The organism is Pseudomonas sp. 22526 (assembly GCF_052044735.1).
Taxonomy (GTDB): Bacteria; Pseudomonadota; Gammaproteobacteria; order Pseudomonadales; family Pseudomonadaceae; genus Aquipseudomonas; species Aquipseudomonas piscium.
Genome location: NZ_JBQENK010000008.1, coordinates 216070 through 230687 on the forward strand (window position 1 = coordinate 216070; position 14618 = coordinate 230687).

The following is a 14618-nucleotide window of genomic DNA, read 5'->3' on the forward strand; positions in this document are numbered from 1 at the left end:
CCGAAGACGCATGCCGCAGACAAAACACCCTTTACCCGACATTCAGCTGCTGACGCCCGGCATGTTGCCGCGGTTGGCTGCCCGTTCGCCAAACGCCCATAAAGGCCAGTTCGGGCACCTGTTGCTGATCGGCGGCGATCGCGGTTTTGGCGGCGCGGCCCTGCTTGCTGCCGAGAGCGCCTTGCGCAGCGGTGCCGGGATGGTGTCTCTGGCGACGCGCAGCGAGCACGTTGCGGCCGCTCTGGCACGGGTGCCGGAGGTCATGGCACTGGGCACGGACTCGGCCAACCAGTTGATGGGCTTGCTGGAGCAAGCCTCGATCATAGTGGCCGGACCCGGGCTGGGGCAGGCGGCCTGGGGGCGCAGCCTGTTGTCTGCCGCCGCCAATGCGCCACGGCCCCAGGTGTGGGATGCCGATGCGCTCAATCTGCTGGCCAAGGGCGGTTTGACCTTGCCGCTGAACAGCGTGATCACCCCGCATCCGGGGGAGGCCGCACGTCTGTTGGGAATCTCCACTGCCGACGTACAGGCGGATCGTCCGGCCGCCGCTCAAGCGTTGAGCAAAAAATTCACCGCTGTTGCCATCCTGAAGGGCGCCGGAAGTCTGGTCGCTAGCCCTGATGGCCGTCTGGCCCGCTGCGATCGGGGGCATCCGGCCATGGCCACGGCGGGGCTGGGGGATGTGCTGGCCGGTCTGGTCGGGGCGCTGCTGGCCCAGGGGATGCCGGCGTTCGATAGCGCTTGCCTGGCGGTTTGGCTGCATGCCGTCGCGGGCGAGCATCAAGGTAAATTGGGCCGGGGGCTGGCGGCCAGCGATCTGATTCCGGCCATTCGTCAGTTGCTGGAGGAGCAAGCACCGTGTCTGAAATAACCCTGTATCTGGCAGACGAAGACGCCATGATCGCCTTTGGCGCGCGCCTGGCGCAGATCACTCAAGGGCTGGGCGTGATCTTTCTGGAAGGCGATCTGGGGGCGGGGAAAACCACCTTGTCCCGGGGCCTCATCCGTGGCCTGGGACATGCCGGCGCGGTGAAAAGCCCGACCTTTACCCTGGTCGAGCCCTACGAGATCGGCGATGTGCGGGCCTTTCACTTCGATCTTTATCGCCTGGTCGATCCTGAGGAGCTGGAGTTTCTCGGCATCCGCGATTACCTGGAGGGTGATGCGCTGTGTCTGATCGAGTGGCCCCAGCGTGGTGCGGGCTTTTTGCCAAAGCCGGACCTGACCATTACCATTAGCCCGCATAACAGCGGGCGTTCCCTGCATTTGTTGTCGCAAGGCTCGCGTGGCGAGGCCTGGTGTGCCGCTTTGGCGTTGGAATTCAAATAATTGATGGGGTTAGGTATGCGCATTCGCGCGTTGGTTGCTGTCGTAGGACTGTTGCTTACGGCATTGGCCGTCGACGCTCTGGCCGCTACACAGGTCCGCAGCGTTCGCCTGTGGCGGGCACCGGATAACACTCGACTGGTATTCGACCTGTCCGGTCCGGTCCAGCACAGCGTCTTCACCCTGACGGCCCCTGATCGTCTGGTGATCGATATCAACGGTGCGACCCTCGGCGGGCCACTGAATGTCTCCACGGCGAATACGCCGATTACCGCCATGCGTTCGGCCCAGCGCACGCCCACCGACCTGCGGGTGGTCGTCGACCTGAAAAAGGCCGTCACCCCCAAGAGTTTTACCCTGACGCCCAATGCCCAATACGGCAATCGCCTGGTGGTCGACCTGTTCGACAACCCGGCGGATGCAGCGCCGACGCCGCCACCGGCGCCGAATGTCGCGACCGTGCCGGCGGTCCCGGTAACGCCGACCAAGCCTGAGATCAAGCTGCCACCGGCCCCGGCCGGCAAGCGCGATATCGTCGTGGTCATCGATGCCGGTCACGGTGGCGAGGACCCGGGTGCCTCCGGCTCTCGCGGCCAGCATGAGAAAGACGTGGTACTGGCCATCGCCCGCGAGTTGCAGCGCCAGATCAACGGCCTCAAGGGCTTCCGCGCCGAGCTGACCCGTACCGGCGACTACTTCATCCCGTTGCGCGGTCGTACCGAGATCGCCCGCAAGAAAGGCGCAGACCTGTTCGTCTCGATCCACGCCGACGCGGCACCGTCCCGCGCGGCCTTCGGGGCCTCGGTGTTCGCGCTCTCCGACCGCGGCGCCACCTCCGAGACGGCCCGTTGGCTGGCGGACAGCGAAAACCGTTCCGACTTGATTGGCGGGGCCGGCAACGTCAGCCTCGATGACAAGGACCGGATGCTTGCCGGCGTATTGCTGGACCTGTCCATGACCGCCTCGCTGACTTCCAGCCTCAACGTCGGCCAGAAAGTGCTCAGCAACATCGGCCGGGTCACCCCGCTGCACAAGCAGCGCGTCGAACAGGCCGGGTTCATGGTGCTCAAGTCTCCGGACATCCCGTCGATCCTGGTGGAAACCGGCTTTATCTCCAATGCCAACGAAGCCTCCAAGCTGGCCACCGTCAGCCACCAGCAGGCATTGGCGCGTTCCATCAGCAGCGGCGTGCGGCAGTTCTTCCAGCAGAACCCACCGCCGGGCACCTACATCGCCTGGCTGCGTGATTCCGGGAAGATTGCCCAGGGGCCTCGCGACCACCGCGTGAGCCCGGGGGAAACCCTGGCGATGATCGCCGTGCGTTATCAGGTTTCCGCCGCCACCCTGCGCAGCGCCAACAACCTGAGCAGCGATGAGCTGAAAATCGGTCAGACCCTCACCATCCCGGGTACAGAACTGGCGGCCAAGGAATGAATGACGCAGTGATCAGCAGCGCCCGCATCGAGCTGCTCAGCCCACGACTGGCGAACCAGATTGCCGCCGGCGAGGTGGTCGAGCGTCCGGCCTCGGTGATCAAGGAGTTGCTGGAGAACAGCCTGGACTCCGGCGCCAAGCGCATCGATGTGGACGTCGAGCAAGCGGGTGTCAAACTGCTGCGGGTGCGTGACGACGGCAGCGGGATTTCCGCGGACGATCTGCCGCTGGCCCTGGCGCGCCACGCCACCAGCAAGATCCGTAACCTCGAGGACCTGGAACAGGTCATGAGCCTGGGCTTTCGTGGTGAGGCACTGGCGTCCATCAGCTCGGTCGCCCGCTTGACCCTGACCTCCCGCACCCGCGAGGCCGATCAGGCCTGGCAGGTGGAAACCGAAGGTCGCGACATGGCGCCGCGCGTGCAGCCGGCGGCGCACCCGGTCGGCACCTCGGTGGAAGTCCGTGACCTGTTCTTCAACACCCCGGCCCGGCGCAAGTTTCTCAAGGCTGAGAAAACCGAGTTCGATCATCTGCAGGAAGTGATCAAGCGCCTGGCCCTGGCGCGTTTCGATGTGGCTTTTCACCTGCGCCACAACGGTAAAAGCGTCCTCAGCCTGCATGAAGCCAATGACGATGTGGCGCGCGCGCGGCGGGTAGCGGCGGTGTGCGGTTCGGGCTTTCTCGAGCAGGCACTGCCGATCGAAGTCGAGCGTAACGGCCTGCATCTCTGGGGCTGGGTAGGCTTACCGACCTTTTCCCGCAGCCAGGCGGACCTGCAGTATTTCTACGTCAATGGCCGCGCGGTGCGCGACAAACTGGTGGCCCATGCGGTGCGCCAGGCTTACCGCGACGTGCTGTTCAACGGTCGGCATCCGACCTTTGTGCTGTTCTTCGAAGTCGACCCGGCGGTGGTCGATGTCAACGTGCACCCGACCAAACACGAAGTGCGCTTCCGTGACGGGCGCATGGTCCACGACTTCCTGTATGGCACCCTGCACCGCGCCCTCGGTGATGTCCGGCCGGAAGACCATCTGGCGGCGCCGGCCGCGGTTGCCGGCATAGTGCGGCCGAGCGGGATCGAGGCCGGCGAGTTCGGCCCTCAGGGCGAAATGCGCCTGGCGGCGAATATGTCGCTGGAGCAGCCGCAGGCCCAACCGGCCTTCAATCCGCCGGGGACTGGCTCGGGCGCGGGTTATCAGTACCAGTACACGCCGCGTCCGCAGCCAGTGCTGCCTGTGGCCGAGGCGCAAAGCGCCTATCGCGAGTTCTTCGCGCCCTTGCCTGAGTCCGGGGCAACGCCTTTTCCGGATGCTCAGGGCGATATCCCGCCGCTGGGTTATGCGCTGGCGCAGCTCAAAGGCATCTATATCCTCGCGGAAAACGCCCAGGGCCTGGTGCTGGTGGACATGCACGCGGCCCACGAGCGGATCATGTACGAGCGCCTGAAGGTGGCGATGGCCAGCGAAGGCCTGAGTGGCCAACCGCTGCTGGTGCCGGAGTCGATCGCTGTCAGCCAGCGCGAAGCGGATTGTGCCGAAGAGCACGTCAGCTGGTTCCAGCGCCTGGGCTTCGAATTGCAGCGCCTGGGTCCGGAGTCGCTGGCGATCCGGCAGATTCCGGCCTTGCTCAAGCAGGCGGAAGCCAACCGCCTGGTGCATGACGTTCTGGCCGACCTGATGGAGTACGGCACCAGCGACCGTATCCAGGCGCACCTCAACGAGCTGCTGGGTACCATGGCCTGCCATGGCGCGATCCGGGCCAATCGCCGGCTGGCCCTGCCGGAAATGAACGGCTTGTTGCGCGACATGGAAAACACCGAGCGCAGCGGTCAATGCAACCATGGCCGACCGACCTGGACCCAGCTGGGCCTGGACGATCTGGACAAACTCTTCTTGCGCGGTCGTTGATGAGCCAGCTTCCTCCAGCGATCTTCCTGATGGGCCCGACTGCCGCTGGCAAGACCGACCTGGCCATCGAACTCACCAAGGTTTTGCCTTGCGAACTGATCAGCGTCGATTCGGCGCTGGTCTACCGCGGCATGGACATAGGCACCGCCAAGCCGTCCAAGGAAATCCTGGCCGAATTTCCGCACCGCCTGATCGATATCCTCGACCCGGCCGAGAGTTATTCGGCGGCGGATTTCCGTACCGATGCGCTGGCGGCGATGGCCGATATCACCGCGCGCGGCAAGATTCCGCTGCTGGTGGGCGGCACGATGCTCTATTACAAGGCTTTGCTCGAAGGCCTGGCAGACATGCCGCCGGCCGACCCACAGGTTCGCGCCGAGCTGGAAGAAGAAGCTGCGCGCCTTGGCTGGCAGGCCCTGCACGACCAACTGGCGGCAATCGACCCCGAATCGGCGGCGCGGATTCATCCCAATGATCCGCAGCGCCTGACCCGGGCGCTGGAAGTCTATCGGGTCAGCGGCCTGAGCATGACCGCCCACAGACTGCGACAATCTGCGCAAAGTACTGAAGCAGCCGCTTCGGGACGGGGACAATTGCCCTATACTGTCGCGAACTTGGCCATTGCCCCGGCAAACCGTCAGGTACTGCATGAGCGTATTGCACAAAGATTCACAATTATGTTGGAACAGGGATTCGTCGACGAGGTCGTAGCTCTGCGTTCTAGAAGTGACCTGCATGCCGGGTTGCCGTCTATACGTGCTGTAGGCTACCGACAGGTCTGGGATCATCTGGATGGCAAGCTGACATTCGCCGAGATGCAGGAGCGCGGCATCATTGCCACGCGCCAATTGGCGAAGCGCCAGTTCACCTGGTTACGCAGCTGGGCTGATTTACACTGGCTGGACAGCCTGGATTGCGACAATCTGCCACGCGCCTTGAAATACCTGGGAACGGTCTCCATATTGAGCTGAGTCCTTGCAATTGCCGTCTATCCTTGGGGGTGGGGCGGTTTTAGCCATCTGTTTTCCGATTTTTATTATTGATCCTTAAAGGAGTGCGGCACATGTCAAAAGGGCATTCGCTACAAGACCCTTACTTGAATACTTTACGTAAAGAGAAAGTTGGGGTTTCCATCTATCTGGTCAACGGGATCAAGCTGCAAGGTACGATCGAGTCTTTCGACCAGTTCGTCATCCTGCTGAAAAACACCGTCAGCCAAATGGTTTACAAGCACGCTATCTCGACAGTGGTTCCGGTTCGTCCAATTCGCCTGCCTAGCGCATCCGAATCCGAACAGGGTGACGCTGAGCCAGGTAACGCCTGATAGGAGTCTCCTTTGTTCTTTGAGCGCCACGGTGGTGGTGAACGTGCAATTCTCGTTCACTTGGATGGTCAGGACCCTGAGGCGCGCGAAGATCCGCAGGAGTTTCAGGAGTTGGCAATATCGGCCGGCGCCGAGACCGTCGCGTTTGTTAACGTGCCGCGTCATCGGCCAACCGCCAAGTACCTGGTTGGCAGCGGCAAGGTCGAAGAATTACGCGACCTGGTCAAAGCCGAACAGGTCGACCTGGTGATTTTCAATCACATCCTCACACCCAGTCAGGAACGTAACCTCGAACGCATTTTCGAGTGTCGCGTGATTGACCGCACGGGTCTGATTCTCGACATTTTCGCCCAGCGCGCCCGCACTCACGAAGGCAAGCTCCAGGTAGAACTGGCCCAGCTTGAGTATATGAGTACGCGTCTGGTTCGTGGCTGGACTCACCTTGAGCGGCAGAAAGGCGGTATCGGGCTGCGTGGCCCGGGTGAAACCCAGCTCGAGACCGACCGGCGACTTCTGCGGATTCGCCTGCGGCAGATCAAGGCCAGGCTGGAGAAGGTTCGCAGCCAGCGCGAGCAGGCTCGTCGCGGGCGCAAGCGTGCCGATATTCCCTCGGTCTCGCTGGTGGGCTACACCAACGCCGGCAAGTCCACCTTGTTCAACTCCGTGACCGAGTCCGATGTATTCGCGGCCGACCAACTGTTCGCCACCCTCGATCCGACCCTGCGCCGGCTCGAGCTGGACGATCTGGGGCCGATCGTGCTGGCTGACACCGTGGGGTTCATTCGTCACCTGCCGCACAAACTGGTCGAGGCGTTTCGGGCTACGCTCGAAGAGTCGAGCAACTCCGACCTGCTGTTGCATGTGATCGATGCCCATGAGCCCGAGCGCATGGCCCAGATCGAACAGGTCATGGTGGTGCTCGGCGAGATCGGGGCCCAGGACTTGCCGATACTGGAGGTCTATAACAAACTCGATTTGCTCGAGGGGGTAGACCCGCAGATCCAGCGCGATGCCGATGGCAAGCCGCAGCGGGTCTGGTTGTCGGCTCGTGAGGGGCAGGGGCTGGACCTGCTCAAGCAGGCCATTGCCGAGCTGCTGGGCGAGGATTTGTTTGTCGGCACCTTGCGCTTGCCGCAGCGTTTTGCTCGACTGCGAGCGCAGTTCTTCGAGTTGGGCGCAGTGCAGAAAGAAGATCACGACGAGGAAGGCGTCAGCCTGCTGGCTGTCCGCTTGCCACGAGTCGAGTTGAATCGACTGGTAAGCCGCGAAGGCATGCAGCCGCTGGAGTTCATCGAGCAACACACTTTGCAATAAAAGCCTGAGAAAGCGGTTGTGCCGCTGTAGCAGGCATTCTGTAGCATTGGTCGGCGCGCCGTGGGTGCGTCTTTGCTTTATCAGATGGAGAGCGCTATGGCTTGGAATGAGCCGGGTGGCAACTCGAATAATCAGGATCCTTGGGGTGGTAAGCGCCGCAACAATGGCGACCGCAAGGGGCCACCGGATCTCGACGAGGCCTTCCGCAAGCTGCAGGAAAGCCTGAATGGGTTGTTCGGTGGTGGTAAGAAACGTGGTGACGATGGTGGCAGTTCCGGTAAGGGCGGCGGTCTCGGCTTGCTCGGTATCGGTCTGGCCGTGCTGGCGGCCGTGTGGCTGTACAGCGCGGTGTATGTCGTGGACGAGCAGGAGCAGGCTGTGGTGCTGCGCTTCGGCAAGTACTACGAAACCGTCGGCCCGGGCCTGAACATCTACTTCCCGCCGATCGATCGCAAGTACATGGAAAACGTCACGCGTGAGCGTGCCTACACCAAGCAGGGTCAAATGCTGACTGAAGACGAAAACATCGTCGAAGTGCCGCTGACCGTGCAGTACAAGATCAGCAACCTGCAGGACTTCGTGCTGAACGTCGATCAGCCGGAAATCAGCCTGCAGCACGCCACCGACAGTGCCCTGCGCCACGTAGTGGGTTCCACCGCGATGGACCAGGTGCTGACCGAAGGTCGTGAATTGATGGCCAGCGAGATCAAGGAGCGTCTGCAACGTTTCCTCGATACCTATCGCACCGGTATCACCGTTACCCAGGTGAACGTACAGAGCGCAGCGGCACCGCGTGAAGTGCAGGAAGCCTTCGATGACGTGATCCGCGCCCGTGAAGACGAGCAGCGTTCGCGCAACCAGGCTGAAACCTATGCCAACGGCGTCGTGCCGGAAGCCCGTGGTCAGGCCCAGCGCATCATCGAGGATGCCAACGGTTACCGTGGCGAAGTGGTTTCCCGCGCCAAGGGTGAGGCCGATCGCTTCACCAAACTGGTGGCCGAGTACCGCAAGGCACCTGAGGTCACTCGTGAGCGTCTGTACCTGGACACCATGCAGGAAGTCTTCAGCAATACCAGCAAGGTTCTCGTGACCGGCAACAAGAACGGCCAGAGCAATCTGCTGTACCTGCCGCTGGACAAGATGGTCGAGAGTGGCCGCAGCACCAGTGCTCCGGTGACCGGCGCAGCAGCCAGCAGCAACGAAGCGAATGCGCGTGCGGCAGCTGATCTGCAGCAACAGCAAGCGCGTACCAGGGAGAGTCGCTGATGAGCAATAAATCGCTGATCGCCCTTATCGTCGGCGTCGTCGTGGCGATCGCTGCCTGGAACTGCTTCTACATCGTGGCTCAGACCGAGCGCGCGGTGTTGCTGCAGTTCGGTCGTGTGGTCCAGGCTGACGTTCAGCCGGGCCTGCATGTGAAAGTGCCCTATGTGAACCAGGTGCGTAAGTTCGACGCTCGCCTGATGACCCTGGACGCACCGACCCAGCGTTTCCTGACGCTGGAAAAGAAAGCCGTGATGGTCGATGCCTATGCCAAGTGGCGCGTGAAGGATGCGGAGCGTTTCTACACTGCGACTTCCGGTCTCAAGCAGATCGCCGACGAGCGTCTTTCCCGTCGTCTGGAGTCGGGCCTGCGTGACCAGTTCGGTAAGCGCACCCTGCACGAAGTGGTGTCCGGTGAGCGTGATGCGCTGATGGCGGATATTACGGCTTCGCTCAACAAGATGGCCGAGAAAGAGCTGGGCATCGAAGTGGTCGATGTGCGGGTCAAGACCATCGACTTGCCGAAGGAAGTGAACCGCAGCGTCTTCGAGCGTATGAGCACCGAGCGTGAGCGTGAAGCTCGCGAACACCGCGCCAAGGGTAACGAGCTGGCTGAAGGTATTCGTGCCGACGCCGATCGTCAGCGCCGCGTACTGCTGGCTGAAGCCTATCGTGAGTCCGAAGAGATTCGCGGTGACGGCGACGCCCAGGCCGCAGCCATCTACTCCAAGGCCTACGGTCAGGACCAGGAGTTCTACGGTTTCTACCGTAGCCTGCGTGCCTATCGTGAAAGCTTCGCGAACAAATCCGACGTCATGGTCCTCGACCCAAGCAGCGACTTTTTCCGTTACCTGGAAAAGGCAAAGCCTTGATGCGACGTTGACCTGAATCGCCCCGCCCGGCGGCTAAAGTGTCTGGCGGGGTGATCCTTTGGGAAAACGAGTGTATGATGCGGCAGCCGGGAAATTCCCGGCTTTTTTGCGTCTGCACGTTTGATTGTGGTTGTTGGTGCAAGACGGCGAGTTGAACGACTCGACAGGTTTTTTCGAGGAAAGTGAGTGGCGAAGCCGGTTTCAGGCTTTTCGCTTCGTCGCCCATGCGCGTGGTTTGCGCATGGGCCGATCATTTTCTGCTTCACTCAAGGCCCGCCCATAGGCTGGCCGCCTGGATCACAGGGGAATGGCGTAATGGCAACGGTAGACCGCTGGCTGCTGCCAGATGGCATCGAAGAAGTACTGCCACCTGAGGCGGCGCGCATTGAAGTTGCGCGTCGTCAGGTGTTGGATCTGTTCCAGAGCTGGGGTTACGAGTTCGTCGTGACCCCTCATATCGAGTACCTGGAATCCTTGCTGACTGGCGCGGGCCAGGACCTCGACCTGCGTACCTTCAAGGTCATCGACCCGCAATCGGGTCGGCAGATGGGGTTCCGCGCCGACATTACGCCGCAGGTGGCCCGCATCGATGCGCATACCCTGCGTCGCGAAGGCCCAAGCCGCCTGTGTTATGCCGGTAGTGTGCTGCATGCGCAGCCGCGTGCCTTGTCGTCCTCGCGCAGCCCGATCCAGTTGGGCGCCGAGTTGTACGGCGATGCGAGCCCGAGCAGCGACGTGGAAGTCATCAGCCTGATGCTGGCGATGCTGCAACTGGCCGATGTGCCGGATGTGCACATGGATCTGGGGCATGTCGGTATCTACCGTGGCCTGGCCCGTGCGGCCGGCCTCTCCGGCGAAGTGGAGCAGCAACTGTTCGATGCCCTGCAACGCAAGGCCATCGACGAGGTCATTACCTTGACCGAAGGCCTGCCGGCCGATCTGTCCGGCATGCTGCGGGCGCTGGTCGATCTGTGCGGCGGTCGTGAAGTGCTGGTTGCGGCCCGCGAGCGCCTGGCCAATGCGCCGGCGCCGGTGCTGGCGGCGCTGGACGACCTGCTGGCGATTGCCGAGCGTCTTTCCGTGCGTTTCCCTGAATTGCCGCTGTACTTCGACCTGGGCGAGCTGCGCGGTTACCACTACCACACCGGTGTGGTGTTCGCGGTGTTCGTGCCGGGCGTTGGCCAGTCCATTGCCCAGGGCGGTCGTTACGACGATATCGGCGCCGACTTCGGTCGCGCCCGCCCGGCAACCGGCTTCTCCACCGATTTGAAAACCCTGGTGACCCTGGGGCGTGCTGAGATCGAGCTACCGTCTGGCGGTATCTGGATGCCGGACAGTACGGATGCAGCCCTCTGGCAGCAGGTTTGCCAGTTGCGCAGTGAGGGTCAGCGCGTGGTTCAGGCCTTGCCTGGACAACCATTGGCCGCCGCCCGTGAAGCGGACTGCGACCGGCAATTGATTCAGCAGAACGGGCTTTGGCAAGTATTGCCGCTGGCTTCTTGAGTTTTCCCGCCGGCCGTTGCCGGCACCAAGTTTGCGCGAATGAGGACAAGTGTTATGGGTAAGAATGTCGTAGTCCTGGGCACCCAGTGGGGTGATGAGGGCAAAGGCAAGATCGTTGATCTGCTGACCGAACATGCTGCCGCCGTAGTGCGCTACCAAGGTGGTCACAACGCTGGCCACACCCTGGTGATCGACGGCGAAAAAACCGTCTTGCACCTGATCCCTTCGGGTGTGCTGCGCGAAGGCGTTCAGTGCCTGATCGGCAACGGTGTGGTGGTTGCGCCGGACGCCTTGCTGCGTGAGATCGTCAAGCTGGAAGAGAAAGGCGTACCGGTGCGTGAGCGCCTGCGTATCAGCCCATCCTGCCCGCTGATCCTGTCCTACCACGTAGCGCTGGACCAGGCGCGTGAAAAAGCCCGTGGCGAGCAGAAGATCGGTACCACCGGTCGCGGCATCGGCCCGGCTTACGAAGACAAGGTCGCTCGTCGCGGCCTGCGTATCGGCGACCTGTTCCACCGCGAGCGTTTCGCCGCGAAGCTGGGCGAGTTGCTGGACTACCACAACTTCGTACTGGTCAATTACTACAAAGAGCCGGCCATCGACTTCCAGAAGACCCTCGACGAGTGCATGGAATACGCCGAGCTGCTCAAGCCGATGATGCTGGACGTGACCGCCGAGCTGCACCAGCTGCGTCGCGCGGGCAAGGACATCATGTTCGAAGGCGCCCAGGGTTCGCTGCTGGACATCGACCACGGTACCTATCCGTACGTCACCAGCTCCAACACCACTGCCGGCGGCATCGCCACTGGTTCGGGCGTGGGCCCGATGTACCTGGACTACATCCTGGGCATCACCAAGGCTTACACCACTCGCGTGGGTTCGGGTCCGTTCCCGACCGAACTGTTCGACGACGTGGGCGCTTTCCTGGCCAAGCGTGGCCATGAGTTCGGTGCAACCACCGGCCGTGCCCGTCGTTGCGGCTGGTTCGACGCCGTCATCCTGCGTCGCGCCATCGACGTCAACAGCATTTCGGGCCTGTGCCTGACCAAGCTGGACGTACTGGACGGCCTGGAAACCATCAACATCTGCGTGGGCTACAAGAACCAGGATGGTGCAGTCATCGACGCGCCAACCGACGCCGACAGCTACATCGGCCTGGAGCCGGTGTACGAGCAGATGCCAGGCTGGAGCGAGTCGACCCTGGGTGCCAAGACCCTGGAAGAGCTGCCGGCCGCTGCCCGTGCCTACATCAAGCGTATCGAAGAGCTGGTCGGTGCGCCGATCGACATTATTTCGACAGGCCCGGACCGCAACGAGACCATCGTTCTGCGTCACCCGTTTGCTTGATAAGTCGTTGATGTAAAAAACAAAGGCCCCTCTTCAGGGGCCTTTGTCGTTTCTGCCTGCCAGGCGGCACGACCCTTGCTGTGATTTCCCCTTCCAAAGTGCTATCAGTTTGATGGCGTTGAAGTAGAGGGATTTCCTGTGTCGGCCGTTCTCTCACTGTTACAAAGCCGTTTGTTGCGGCCCGTGTTCGTTACCCTTGGTATCGCCCTTTTGGTGCAGGTGCTGGTTGCCGTCGCCCTTACCCGGAGCACGGTGACGGCGCTGGAGGCTGACCTGGCCGCGCGCCTGGGTGTCGATAGCCAGAAGCTGTCCGGCGAGTTGGAGCAGGCGGCTCGCGAAGTCACCTCGAGCCTGGAAAGCCTTTCCAGCAGTACCCGGCAGCGGCTGACCGCGGGGCTGTCCTCGCGCCTGGAGGAAGAGCAGGCGCAATTGCGGGCGACGCTGGAGAAGGATCTCAAGGATTCGGCCAACGATATGGCCCAGTTGCTCGCTTCGGTGGCGCCGCGCGCGATGTGGGACAGCGACGTCCCGACCCTCTCCGAGTTCGCCCGGCGCGCCCAGCGCAATCCCAACGTGCTGTTCGTGGTGTATGACGACGCCAATGGCGAGCACCTGACCCGCTATCTGAACCGGGAAAACCCGATCAACAAGGCGCTGCTGGAAAAGGGCAAGGGCGACCGTGCCCTGGACAAGGTGCTGGACGCGGCCAAGAGCGATCCATCGGTCTATTACCTGGAGGCTTCCATCAGCCCTAACGGCGTGGAAATCGGCAAGGTGTTGATGGGGGTTTCCACGGCGTCGGTCGAGGCGGATGTAGTCGCATTGGACAAGCGTTTCGAGGCCTTGATCGCCAGCAGCGATCAACTGGTCGGCGATAGCCTCAAGGGTGCTTCGGCGGACAGTTCTGCGGCCATGCGTGCGCGTCTGCAGTCGGCGCAGACCACCGCTTCGGACATGCAGGCCAATACCGCCGGTACCGTGCAGGATGCGGCGGCCACCCTGCGCTGGCGCATCGGCATGGGCCTGGCGCTGGTGGGTTGCGGGGTCTTGCTGTTGCTGGCGGTGGTGCTGGGGCGCCGAGTGGTCAGCAAGCTGCATCTGCTGATTGCTGCGCTGAACGATCTGGCGGCGGGTGAGGGCGACTTGACCAAACGGGTCCAGCTCAACAGCAATGACGAGATTGGCGACATGGCGTCGGCGGTCAACCGCTTTGTCGACAAGTTGCAGCCGATCGTGCGTGAGGCGGGCGATGTGGCGCAGCGCACCGGCGTCGAAATCGGTGCGATGAGCCTGCGTAATGCCGGGGCGGATGCCGCGGCCGAGGCCCAGCGCGACGAGGTGGCGGAAAGCTTGCGGGCGCTGTCGCAGATGGCTGATGAAGCCCAGGCGGAAAGCCAGGCGATGCAGGCGGCCTTGCAGCAGGTGGTGGAGATCCGCCAGGCGACCGACGAGAACACCCGGACCTCGGCCCAGGTGGGCGGCCTGATCGAGGCGCTGGCGGGGCAGGTCGACACGGGGGCCAAGGTCATCGAGCGTCTGGCGCAGCAGAGCGAGCAGATCGAGGTGGTGTTGACGGTGATTCACGGTATCGCCGAACAGACCAACCTGCTGGCCTTGAATGCGGCCATCGAAGCGGCGCGGGCCGGGGAGACCGGGCGCGGCTTTGCGGTGGTGGCCGACGAAGTCAGGGCATTGGCGAGCAAGACGCAAAGCTCCACTGGGGATATTCAAGCGCATATCGGTGCTCTGCAGCAGGGCGCGCGCGAGGCGGTGGCGGCGATCGGCCAGGCCGGAAGACAGGCTAGCGAAGGTCTGCTGGTGTTGCGTGACAGTGCACGGTTGCAACAGTCGGTGCAGTCGTCGGTGGAGCAGGTGCACGCGGCGATTGGCCTGGCGACCCAGGCGGCGGCCCATCAGGCTCGGGGCGCGCAAGCGGTGCGCGGTCGGGTCGAAACCATTCATGCCCAGGCCGAGCGTGCGGCTCAGGCGGTGGTGGAGACCACGGCCAGCGGCAAGGTGTTGGATGGCCTGGCGGCGCAACTGAAAGCTAGCCTGGGGCAGTTCCGGGCATAAATGCCTATCGCGAGCAAGCTCGCTCCTACAGAGGGTTNCGCGATAACGGACTCAGCGGCGCCTGTTTGGCTTGGTCGGGCTGAGTGGCGGCCAGGAGTATCAAACCCCGAAAACGCAAAAACCCGCTTTCGCGGGTTTTTGTGATGCTTCACAGCTATGCTATGAAACTTGAATATGGTGCCCAGAAGAAGACTCGAACTTCCACGGCCTTGCGGCCACCAGCACCTGAAGCTGGCGTGTCTACCAATTTCACCA

General features: G+C 62.5%; 12 protein-coding genes and 1 tRNA gene. 12 read left to right on the forward strand and 1 reads right to left on the reverse strand.

Annotation, left to right across the window (positions count from 1 at the left end):
- Window positions 1-10 precede the first annotated feature (10 nt).
- The 12 genes from ACTJKT_RS14550 (at window position 11) to ACTJKT_RS14605 (ending at window position 14363) form a co-directional block, all read left to right on the forward strand.
- Complete coding sequence (locus tag ACTJKT_RS14550; protein ID WP_440787576.1) at window positions 11-871, forward strand: NAD(P)H-hydrate dehydratase; 861 nt, start codon at window positions 11-13, stop codon at window positions 869-871.
- Entirely contained in the window at window positions 859-1329 is a 471-nt protein-coding gene (tsaE, locus tag ACTJKT_RS14555; RefSeq protein WP_097305813.1) for a tRNA (adenosine(37)-N6)-threonylcarbamoyltransferase complex ATPase subunit type 1 TsaE, read from the forward strand. The genes ACTJKT_RS14550 and tsaE overlap by 13 nt, the downstream gene beginning before the upstream one ends.
- A gap of 3 nt (window positions 1330-1332) precedes the next feature.
- Window positions 1333-2760, forward strand: coding sequence for an N-acetylmuramoyl-L-alanine amidase (locus ACTJKT_RS14560; RefSeq protein WP_196762704.1), 1428 nt, complete (start codon window positions 1333-1335; stop codon window positions 2758-2760).
- Window positions 2757-4667 (forward strand): DNA mismatch repair endonuclease MutL, encoded by a 1911-nt coding sequence (gene mutL / locus ACTJKT_RS14565; RefSeq protein ID WP_440787577.1) that lies wholly within the window; start codon window positions 2757-2759, stop codon window positions 4665-4667. Before ACTJKT_RS14560 ends, mutL begins: the two co-directional genes overlap by 4 nt.
- Window positions 4667-5638: a tRNA (adenosine(37)-N6)-dimethylallyltransferase MiaA gene (miaA, locus tag ACTJKT_RS14570; protein ID WP_009046689.1), complete on the forward strand. Its 972-nt coding sequence runs from the start codon at window positions 4667-4669 to the stop codon at window positions 5636-5638. The genes mutL and miaA overlap by 1 nt, the downstream gene beginning before the upstream one ends.
- A 92-nt stretch (window positions 5639-5730) precedes the next feature.
- Window positions 5731-5991 carry an RNA chaperone Hfq gene (gene hfq / locus ACTJKT_RS14575; protein ID WP_007921378.1) on the forward strand — a complete coding sequence of 87 codons (261 nt, stop codon included), beginning with the start codon at window positions 5731-5733 and terminating at the stop codon, window positions 5989-5991.
- 12 nt (window positions 5992-6003) lie between these two features.
- Window positions 6004-7305: a ribosome rescue GTPase HflX gene (gene hflX / locus ACTJKT_RS14580; protein WP_025808077.1), complete on the forward strand. Its 1302-nt coding sequence runs from the start codon at window positions 6004-6006 to the stop codon at window positions 7303-7305.
- A gap of 96 nt (window positions 7306-7401) precedes the next feature.
- The gene (gene hflK / locus ACTJKT_RS14585) at window positions 7402-8571 is read left to right on the forward strand and encodes an FtsH protease activity modulator HflK (protein ID WP_025808075.1); all 1170 of its coding nucleotides are present in this window, start codon (window positions 7402-7404) and stop codon (window positions 8569-8571) included.
- Entirely contained in the window at window positions 8571-9440 is an 870-nt protein-coding gene (gene hflC, locus ACTJKT_RS14590) for a protease modulator HflC (RefSeq protein WP_007921367.1), read from the forward strand. Before hflK ends, hflC begins: the two co-directional genes overlap by 1 nt.
- A 315-nt stretch (window positions 9441-9755) precedes the next feature.
- A complete protein-coding gene (locus tag ACTJKT_RS14595; protein WP_210475605.1) occupies window positions 9756-10943 on the forward strand; it encodes an ATP phosphoribosyltransferase regulatory subunit in 1188 nt (395 codons plus the stop codon).
- Window positions 10944-10997: 54 nt separating this feature from the next.
- Window positions 10998-12290 carry an adenylosuccinate synthase gene (locus tag ACTJKT_RS14600; protein WP_009041907.1) on the forward strand — a complete coding sequence of 431 codons (1293 nt, stop codon included), beginning with the start codon at window positions 10998-11000 and terminating at the stop codon, window positions 12288-12290.
- Window positions 12291-12428: 138 nt separating this feature from the next.
- Window positions 12429-14363: a methyl-accepting chemotaxis protein gene (locus tag ACTJKT_RS14605; protein ID WP_440787578.1), complete on the forward strand. Its 1935-nt coding sequence runs from the start codon at window positions 12429-12431 to the stop codon at window positions 14361-14363.
- A gap of 175 nt (window positions 14364-14538) precedes the next feature.
- Here the strand turns inward: ACTJKT_RS14605 and ACTJKT_RS14610 are convergent.
- A tRNA-Leu gene (locus tag ACTJKT_RS14610) sits at window positions 14539-14618 on the reverse strand.

Coding starts and splice junctions, on each gene's coding strand:
- hflC (WP_007921367.1), top strand. CDS start 8,571: ATGAGCAATAAATCGCTGATCGCCCTTATCGTCGGCGTCGTCGTGGCG.
- ACTJKT_RS14550 (WP_440787576.1), top strand. CDS start 11: ATGCCGCAGACAAAACACCCTTTACCCGACATTCAGCTGCTGACGCCC.
- ACTJKT_RS14560 (WP_196762704.1), top strand. CDS start 1,333: ATGGGGTTAGGTATGCGCATTCGCGCGTTGGTTGCTGTCGTAGGACTG.
- hflK (WP_025808075.1), top strand. CDS start 7,402: ATGGCTTGGAATGAGCCGGGTGGCAACTCGAATAATCAGGATCCTTGG.
- hfq (WP_007921378.1), top strand. CDS start 5,731: ATGTCAAAAGGGCATTCGCTACAAGACCCTTACTTGAATACTTTACGT.
- ACTJKT_RS14595 (WP_210475605.1), top strand. CDS start 9,756: ATGGCAACGGTAGACCGCTGGCTGCTGCCAGATGGCATCGAAGAAGTA.
- mutL (WP_440787577.1), top strand. CDS start 2,757: ATGAATGACGCAGTGATCAGCAGCGCCCGCATCGAGCTGCTCAGCCCA.
- ACTJKT_RS14600 (WP_009041907.1), top strand. CDS start 10,998: ATGGGTAAGAATGTCGTAGTCCTGGGCACCCAGTGGGGTGATGAGGGC.
- miaA (WP_009046689.1), top strand. CDS start 4,667: ATGAGCCAGCTTCCTCCAGCGATCTTCCTGATGGGCCCGACTGCCGCT.